Annotated in this window: 7 protein-coding genes and 1 tRNA gene; all 8 read left to right on the top strand. The window is 69.6% G+C overall.

The window, feature by feature from the left end:
- A partial coding sequence (gyrA, locus tag PKE44_RS11875; protein ID WP_324551397.1) for a DNA gyrase subunit A occupies positions 1–2,423 on the top strand: 2,423 nt, incomplete at its 5' end.
- A 51-nt stretch (positions 2,424–2,474) separates the two neighbouring features.
- The gene (gene serC / locus PKE44_RS11870) at positions 2,475–3,557 is read left to right on the top strand and encodes a 3-phosphoserine/phosphohydroxythreonine transaminase (RefSeq protein ID WP_324551395.1); all 1,083 of its coding nucleotides are present in this window, start codon (positions 2,475–2,477) and stop codon (positions 3,555–3,557) included.
- A 26-nt stretch (positions 3,558–3,583) separates the two neighbouring features.
- Positions 3,584–4,672 carry a prephenate dehydratase gene (gene pheA / locus PKE44_RS11865; RefSeq protein ID WP_324551393.1) on the top strand — a complete coding sequence of 363 codons (1,089 nt, stop codon included), beginning with the start codon at positions 3,584–3,586 and terminating at the stop codon, positions 4,670–4,672.
- Between the two features lie 23 nt (positions 4,673–4,695).
- The gene (gene hisC, locus PKE44_RS11860; protein WP_324551391.1) at positions 4,696–5,829 is read left to right on the top strand and encodes a histidinol-phosphate transaminase; all 1,134 of its coding nucleotides are present in this window, start codon (positions 4,696–4,698) and stop codon (positions 5,827–5,829) included.
- Between the two features lie 60 nt (positions 5,830–5,889).
- On the top strand, positions 5,890–6,750 hold the full coding sequence (locus PKE44_RS11855) for a prephenate dehydrogenase/arogenate dehydrogenase family protein (protein WP_324551399.1): 861 nt from the start codon (positions 5,890–5,892) through the stop codon (positions 6,748–6,750).
- A gap of 14 nt (positions 6,751–6,764) precedes the next feature.
- Complete coding sequence (locus PKE44_RS11850; RefSeq protein WP_324551389.1) at positions 6,765–7,112, top strand: hypothetical protein; 348 nt, start codon at positions 6,765–6,767, stop codon at positions 7,110–7,112.
- Positions 7,113–7,245: 133 nt separating this feature from the next.
- Positions 7,246–7,581 carry a hypothetical protein gene (locus PKE44_RS11845; RefSeq protein ID WP_324551386.1) on the top strand — a complete coding sequence of 112 codons (336 nt, stop codon included), beginning with the start codon at positions 7,246–7,248 and terminating at the stop codon, positions 7,579–7,581.
- Between the two features lie 92 nt (positions 7,582–7,673).
- Positions 7,674–7,758 (top strand) — tRNA-Leu (locus tag PKE44_RS11840).
- Positions 7,759–7,989: the final 231 nt, after the last annotated feature.

Below are 7,989 nucleotides of genomic sequence, written 5' to 3'. Positions count from 1 at the left end.
GCAAGTACCACCCGCACGGCGACACCGCGGTCTACGACACCATCGTGCGCATGGCCCAGCCGTTCTCGATGCGCTACATGCTGGTCGACGGCCAGGGCAACTTCGGCTCGATCGACGGCGATGCGCCGGCGGCGATGCGTTACACCGAAGTGCGCATGAGCCGCATCGCGCACGAGCTGCTGGCCGACATCGACAAGGAAACCGTCGACTTCGTGCCGAACTACGACGGCTCCGAGACCGAGCCGGCGGTGTTCCCGACCCGCGTGCCGAACCTGCTGGTCAACGGCTCGGCCGGCATCGCGGTCGGCATGGCGACCAACATCCCGCCGCACAACCTCGGCGAGGTCGTCGATGCCTGCATCGCGCTGATCGACGACCCGACGCTCGGCATCCCCGAGCTGATGCAGTACCTGCCGGGCCCGGACTTCCCGACCGCCGCGATCATCAACGGCTCGCGCGGCATCCGCGATGCCTACATGACCGGCCGCGGGCGCATCTACGTGCGGGCGCGTACCGAAATCGAGACCGACGAGCGCACCGGCCGCCAGACCATCGTCGTCACCGAACTGCCGTATCAGGTCAACAAGGCGCGGCTGCTCGAAAAGATCGCCGAGCTGGTGCGCGAGAAGAAGCTCGAAGGCATCTCGGAACTGCGCGACGAGTCCGACAAGGACGGCATGCGCATGGTCATCGAGCTGAAGCGCGGCGAAGTGCCCGAAGTCGTGCTGAACAACCTGTATCAGCACACGCAGATGCAGAGCGTGTTCGGCATCAACATGGTCGCGCTGCTCGACGGCCAGCCGCGGCTGCTGAACCTTAGGCAGATCCTCGAAGCCTTCGTGCGTCACCGGCGCGAAGTCGTCACGCGGCGCACGATCTACGAGCTGCGCAAGGCCCGCGAACGCGCCCACGTGCTCGAAGGCCTGTCGGTGGCGCTCGCCAACATCGACGCGATGATCGAGCTGATCCGCCGCTCGCCGAGTCCGGCGGATGCCAGGGAAGGGCTGATGGCACGCGTCTGGGAGGCCGGACCGGTCACGGCGATGCTGGAGCGCGCCGGGGCGGTGTCCTCGCGTCCCGAAGGACTCGAAGCCGGGCTCGGGCTGGTCGGGGGCGGCTACCGGCTCTCGGGCGCGCAGGCGCAGGCGATCCTCGACCTGCGCCTGCACCGGCTGACCGGGCTGGAGCAGGACCGCATCCACGGCGAATACCAGGAGCTGCTCGCGCGGATCGCCGACCTGCTCGACATCCTCGCGAGTGCTGACCGGCTGATGCAGGTGATCCGCGACGAACTCGTCGAGCTGCGCACGCAGTACGCCGATGCGCGGCGCACCGAGATCCAGCACACGCAGGTCGACCTGACGCTGGAGGACCTGATCTCCGAGGAGGACATGGTCGTCACGCTGTCGCACGCCGGCTACGCCAAGGCGCAGCCGCTGACCGACTACCGTGCGCAGCGCCGCGGCGGGCGCGGCAAGTCGGCGACGGCGATGAAGGACGAGGACTTCATCGACAAGCTGTTCATCGCCAACACCCACGACACGCTGCTCTGCTTCTCGAACCGCGGCAAGGTGTACTGGATCAAGGTCTACGAGCTGCCGCAGGCCGGGCGCGTCGCGCGCGGCAAGCCGCTCGTGAACCTGCTGCCGATGGAGCAGGGCGAGCGCATCAACGCCGTGCAGCCGGTGCGCGAGTTCGGCGAGGACCAGTACCTGTTCTTCGCGACCACCTCCGGCACGGTCAAGAAGACGCCGCTGTCCGAATACTCGCGCCCGCGCGCCGCCGGCATCATCGCGATCGACCTGCGCGACGGCGACGAACTGGTGGACGTGGCGATCACCGACGGCCGGCGCGACATCATGCTGTTCACCGACGCCGGCAAGGCGATCCGCTTCGCCGAGACCGACGTGCGGCCGATGGGCCGCAACGCCGCCGGCGTGCGCGGCATCCGCTTCAAGGAAGAGGAATCCGACACCGACGACGAGGCCGCGATCGACCGCAGCGCGCGCGTGATCGCGCTGGTGGTGGTCGGTGCCACCGGCGACATCCTGACCGTCACCGAGAACGGCTTCGGCAAGCGCACCGCGCCCGAGGAATACCCGCTGCGCGGCCGCGGCGGCCAGGGCGTGATCTCGATCCAGACCAGCGAGCGCAACGGCGCGGTGGTCGGTGCGGTGCAGGTCGATGCCGCCGATGACGTGATGCTGATCACCGACGGCGGCACGCTGGTGCGCACGCGCGTCGCCGAGATCTCGGTGCTGTCGCGCAACACCCAAGGCGTGAAGCTGATCGCGGTGCAGGAAGGCGAGCGGCTGATCACGGTCGAGCGCATCGAGACCGACGGCGAGGCCGCCGAGGATGCCGACAGCGAGCCCGAGGCCGGTGACGGCGGCGACCCCGATTCCGGTGCCGGTGCCGGCTGAGGCCGGCGGCACGGGCAGGTCCGATTTTTCCTCTGTTCGAGGCGAGTTCCGATGTCGAGAGTGTTCAATTTCAGCGCCGGCCCCGCGGTGCTGCCCGAGCCGGTGCTCGAACGTGCGCGCGCGGAGCTCAGCGACTGGCACGGCCACGGCATGTCGGTCATGGAGATGTCGCACCGCGGCCGTGACTTCACCGCCATCGCCGAACAGGCCGAGGCCGATCTGCGCCGGCTGCTCGGCGTGCCGGACGACTACGCGGTGCTGTTCGTGCAGGGCGGGGCCTCGCAGCAGTTCGCGATGGTGCCGCTGAACCTGCTGCCCGAGGGCGGCTCGGCCGATTACCTCGATACCGGCACCTGGTCGGACAAGGCGATCGAGGAGGGCGCGCGCTTCGGGCGCATCAACGTCGTCGCCAGCAGCCGCGACACGCGCTACACGACGATCCCGGCGCGCGAGGGCTGGCGGCTCGATCCGCAGGCCGCCTATGTGCATTACACGCCGAACGAGACCATCGTCGGCGTCGAGTTCCCGGACGTGCCCGAGGTCGGCGACCGGCCGCTCGTTGCCGACATGTCCTCGACGATCCTGTCGCGCCCCATCGACGTGCGGCGCTTCGGGCTGATCTACGCCGGTGCGCAGAAGAACATCGGCCCGGCCGGGCTGACCGTCGTCATCGTGCGCCGCGAACTGCTCGGTCGCGCCCGCGCGCAGTGCCCGACGATGCTCGACTATGCGGTGTTCGCGAAGCACGGCTCGATGTACAACACGCCGCCGACCTTCGGCTGGTATCTCGCCGGACTGATCTTCGAATGGCTGCTCGCGCAGGGCGGCCTGCCGGCGATGGCCGAAAAGAACGCCCGCAAGGCCGGCAGGCTCTACGCCTACCTCGATGGCTCCGGCTTCTACCGCAACCCGGTCGATCCGGCCTGCCGCTCGTGGATGAACGTGCCGTTCCGGCTCGCCGACGAGTCGCTCGATGCCGTGTTCCTGAAGGAAGCCGAGGCCGCCGGACTGGTCGGGCTGGCAGGGCATCGCATCGTCGGCGGCATGCGCGCGAGCCTCTACAACGCCATGCCCGAGGCCGGCGTCGAGGCGCTGATCGCGTTCCTGCAGGACTTCGTGCAGCGCCGGGGCTGAGGCCCGGCATCACCGGTACCCGAACGATGACCGAACAGGAACAGCTGCTGGCGATCCGTGACCGCATCGACACGATCGACCGCCAGATCCTCGATCTGATCAGTGCCCGCGCGCGCTGCGCGCAGGAAGTCGCCCAGGTCAAGCAGGCGCACGGTCACGGCGGCGGCAATTTCTATCGCCCCGAGCGCGAGGCGCAGGTGCTGCGCCGGATCATGGAGCTGAACCCCGGCCCGCTGTCGAGCGAGGAGGTCGGCCGGCTGTTCCGCGAGATCATGTCCGCGTGCCTGGCGCTGGAGCGGCCGCTGCGCATCGCCTTCCTCGGCCCCGAGGGCACCTTCACGCAGGCGGCGGCACTCAAGCACTTCGGCCACAGCGCGCTGACCCTGCCGCAGCGCGCGATCGACGAGGTGTTCCGCGAGGTCGAATCCGGCGATGCCGACTACGGCGTCGTGCCGGTCGAGAACTCGACCGAGGGCGTCGTCAACCACACGCTCGACATGTTCATGCAGTCCTCGCTGAACATCTGCGGCGAGGTGCAGCTGCGCATCCATCATCATCTGGCCGGCTTCGCCGACGATCCGAAGAAGCTCACGCGCATCTACTCGCATGCGCAGTCGCTCGCGCAGTGCCGCGAATGGCTCGATGCCAACGTGCCCGGCGTGCCGCGCCTGCCGGTGGCCTCCAACGCCGAGGCCGCGCGCATGGCGCGCAACGAACCCGGCGCCGGCTGCATCACCGGCCAGGGCGCGCTCGACATCTACGAGCTGCCGGTGATCGTCGCCAACATCGAGGACCAGCCGGACAACACCACGCGCTTCCTGATCATCGGCACGCAGCCGATCCCGCCGTCCGGCGATGACCGCACGACGCTGCTGGTGTCCTCGTACAGCCGGCCCGGCTCGCTGATGGCGCTGCTGCAGCCGCTCGCCGACCACGGCCTGTCGATGACGCGCATCGAGTCGCGCCCCTCGCGCAAGAGCATGTGGGACTACGTGTTCTTCATCGACTTCGACGGCCACATCGAGTCGCCGGAGGTCGTCAGCGCGCTCGCCGACCTGCAGCAGGCGGCGAGCCTGTTCCGCGTGCTCGGTTCCTACCCGAAAGGCGTGCTGTAAAACCCCGGATGCCGGAGACCCCGATGCCGCTACCCTGCGATTTCACCGCCCTGGCCGCCCCCGGCGTGCGCGGCCTGACCCCGTACCAGCCCGGCAAGCCCGAAAGCGAGCTGAAGCGCGAGTACGGGCTGGATTCAGTCGTCAAGCTGGCCTCGAACGAGAACCCCCTCGGCCCGAGCCCGAAGGCGCTCGAAGCCGTGTATGCCTGCCTGCCGGAACTCGCGCGCTACCCCGACGGCAACGGCTTCGAGCTGAAGCAGGCGCTGTCGGCGCGCCTCGCGGTCGATGCGGCGCGCATCACGCTCGGCAACGGCTCGAACGACGTGCTCGAACTGCTGGCGCGCGCCTTCCTGACGCCGGCGCACAACGCCGTGATGTCGGCGCATGCGTTCGCGGTCTACCCGCTGGCGACGCTCGCGGTCGGCGCGACGCTGAAGACCGCCCCGGCGCTCGCCGCCGACAGCGCGATGCCCTACGGCCATGATCTGGCCGCGATGCGCGCCCTCGTCGATGACGACACGCGCCTGGTGTTCATCGCCAACCCGAACAACCCGACCGGCACCTGGCTCGCGCCGGCCGAACTCGAAGCCTTCATCGCCAGCCTGCCGGCGCAGGTGCTCTGCGTGCTCGACGAGGCCTATGGCGAGTACATGAGCCCCGGCCAGCTGCCGGACTCGGTCGGCTGGCTGGAGCGCTACCCGAACCTCGTCATCACGCGCACCTTCTCGAAGGCCTACGGCCTCGCCGGCCTGCGCGTCGGCTACGCGCTCGCGCATGCGCAGGTCACCGACCTGCTGAACCGCGTGCGCCAGCCCTTCAACGTCAACCTGCCGGCGCTGACGGCGGCGACGGCCGCGCTCGGCGACGCCGCCTACCTCGCCGAGGCCGTGGCGCTGAACCGCAGCGGCCTGCAGCAGTGGCAGGACGGACTCACGGCGCTCGGCCTCGGCTGGCTGCCCTCGGCCGGCAACTTCCTGTGCGTCGACCTCAAGGGCCGCAGCGGCCGCGAGCTGTTCCAGCGCCTGCTGCCGAAGGGCGTGATCCTGCGACCGGTCGACAACTACGGTCTGTCCGGCCATATCCGCGTCACGCTCGGCACCGGACGCGAGAACGCCATCGCCCTCGCCGCGCTCGGCGAGGTGCTGGCGGCGGGCTGAAGCCGCCGCCCGATGCCCACCGTGCCATCGTCAGGGAGATTGCCCGTGAGCCACGACATCCTGATCCCGCGCCTCGCCATCCTCGGCGTCGGCCTCATCGGCGGTTCGCTGGCGCGGGCGCTGAAGCGCGCGCAGCGCGTCGGCGAGATCGTCGGCTGCGGGCGCAACGAGGATCAGCTCAGGAAGGCCGTCGAGCTCGGCGTCATCGACCGCTACACGACCGACCCGGCCGAGGCCGTGCGCGGTGCCGACGTGGTCGTGCTCGGCACGCCGGTGTCGGCGATGCGGGCGGTGCTCGCATCGATCCGCGATCATCTGGCGCCGCAGGCCGTGCTGACCGATGTCGGCAGCGCCAAGGGCTGCGTGGTCGAGGACGCCCGCGCCGTGTTCGGCGGCCTGCCCGAACGCTTCGTGCCCGGACACCCGATCGCCGGCACCGAGAAGAGCGGCGTCGAAGCCTCGTTCGCGGAACTGTTCGAGCACCGGCGCGTGATCCTGACCCCGCACGTCGAGAACGCCGCGCCGGCCGTCGACCTGGTGCGCACGATGTGGCTCGCCACCGGCGCGCAGGTCGTCGAGATGGGCATCCGCCACCACGACGAGGTGCTGGCCGCGACCTCGCACCTGCCGCACGTGCTCGCCTATACCGTCGTCGACACGCTGGCGGCGATGGATGATCGCGCCGAGATCTTCCGCTACGCCGCCGGGGGTTTCCGCGACTTCACGCGCATCTCGGCCTCGGACCCGGCGATGTGGCGCGACATCTGTCTCGCCAACCGCGAATGCCTGGTCGCGGTCATCGACGAATACGTCGGCAACCTGCAGCGCCTGCGCGCGGCGCTCGCTGCCGGCGACGAGCCGACCGTCTACGAGACCTTCCGCCGTGCCAAGCACGCGCGCGACAACTTCTACCGTGAATGAGCCCCGGCAAGGGAATGCGTGCCGGGCATCCGTTTCGTGCGCCCCGCTGCGCCGGAGTCGCCATCCCGAGTCTGCCGATCCGTTTCCCGCCCCCGGGGCTGCTGGCCGCCGTCGGTCTGCTGCTGGCGCTGCTGATCACGGCACCGGCCAGCGCCCGGATGCAGTGCGACTGCGGCAATTACCTGATGAGCTGCATGGCCGGCTGTCTCGGCAACCCGTACTGCACCAGCCGCTGCCAGCAGTTCCATGACACCTGCGTGTCGAGCTGCTCCGGGACCTACTCCGGAGGCGACCGCCATCACCGGCATGACGAGGATGAGGATCACGAAGAGGACCGGTATCCGCGCCATCGCCACCGGTAAGACATTGTTTGCGCATCGGTAAAACCCTGTGCCGACGGGTGCCGGTGCATCCAGGTGTTACACCCTGCGCTGGTCGCGGATGCCGGGCTGGCCGATGCTTGCCCCATCCGCAATCCAGCCGACAACCGCCGCCATGCGCATGGTCACCTCCGACAGTCTGCCCCCCGAACTGCTCGGCGCGCTCGACGCCCTGAGCCTGCACCCGGCCGTACGGCCGCTGGCCCTGGTGCTCGGCCCGGACCGGCCCGGCGCCCGCGACCTCGTTGCCCGCTTGCTCGCCGAAGACTGGGAGGTCGTGCTCGCCGGCCCCGGGGCGACGACGCTGCTGGAGCGCCACGCACAGATGGCTGCCGGCGGTCGCCTGCGCAGCGTGCCGTTTGACGAACCCGCGCGTCTGCCGGCGCTGATCGCCGAGCTGGAACCGGACCGCTGCGTCGACCTGCGCCCGCTGTCGCCGCCCGGACACTGAGCCCCGGGCGCCTTGCCTGCCGCCATCCCGCCCGGCAAACTGTCGCGCCCTGCCAGTCCCCGCGGTCCCCAGCCCGGCGGCGGACGTTTCCAGCCCGGATGGCGGAACAGGTAGACGCAGCAGACTTAAAATCTGCCGCCGCAAGGCGTACCGGTTCGATCCCGGTTCCGGGCACCAGTCAGATCAGTGACTTGGGTTTTTCGGTTTCGCAGGCAAACCGCCAGAAAACAGGCCGTGGCTGCCATCCCGTGCAGCAGGCATGAAGCAGGAATGACTGCCTCGGTGCATCCTGCCTCGTTTGGCAACCTTCCCTGAAACCGTGGCGTGTGCACAGTTGCTCTGATGCAGCCGTGACCCTGGCGCCCGATGCCCTTGCCGGCGCGCATCGGCCGTGCCGGTCACGACTCG

Source organism: Plasticicumulans sp. (assembly GCF_035331805.1).
GTDB lineage: Bacteria > Pseudomonadota > Gammaproteobacteria > Competibacterales > Competibacteraceae > Plasticicumulans.
The sequence above is the reverse complement of the archived record's forward strand: the minus strand, read 5'-3'. Positions and strand labels throughout refer to the sequence as shown.

Excerpts from the sequence above, each read along its gene's own strand:
- serC (WP_324551395.1), top strand. The coding sequence starts at position 2,475 with ATGTCGAGAGTGTTCAATTTCAGCGCCGGCCCCGCGGTGCTGCCCGAG.
- pheA (WP_324551393.1), top strand. The coding sequence starts at position 3,584 with ATGACCGAACAGGAACAGCTGCTGGCGATCCGTGACCGCATCGACACG.
- hisC (WP_324551391.1), top strand. The coding sequence starts at position 4,696 with ATGCCGCTACCCTGCGATTTCACCGCCCTGGCCGCCCCCGGCGTGCGC.
- PKE44_RS11850 (WP_324551389.1), top strand. The coding sequence starts at position 6,765 with ATGCGTGCCGGGCATCCGTTTCGTGCGCCCCGCTGCGCCGGAGTCGCC.
- PKE44_RS11845 (WP_324551386.1), top strand. The coding sequence starts at position 7,246 with ATGCGCATGGTCACCTCCGACAGTCTGCCCCCCGAACTGCTCGGCGCG.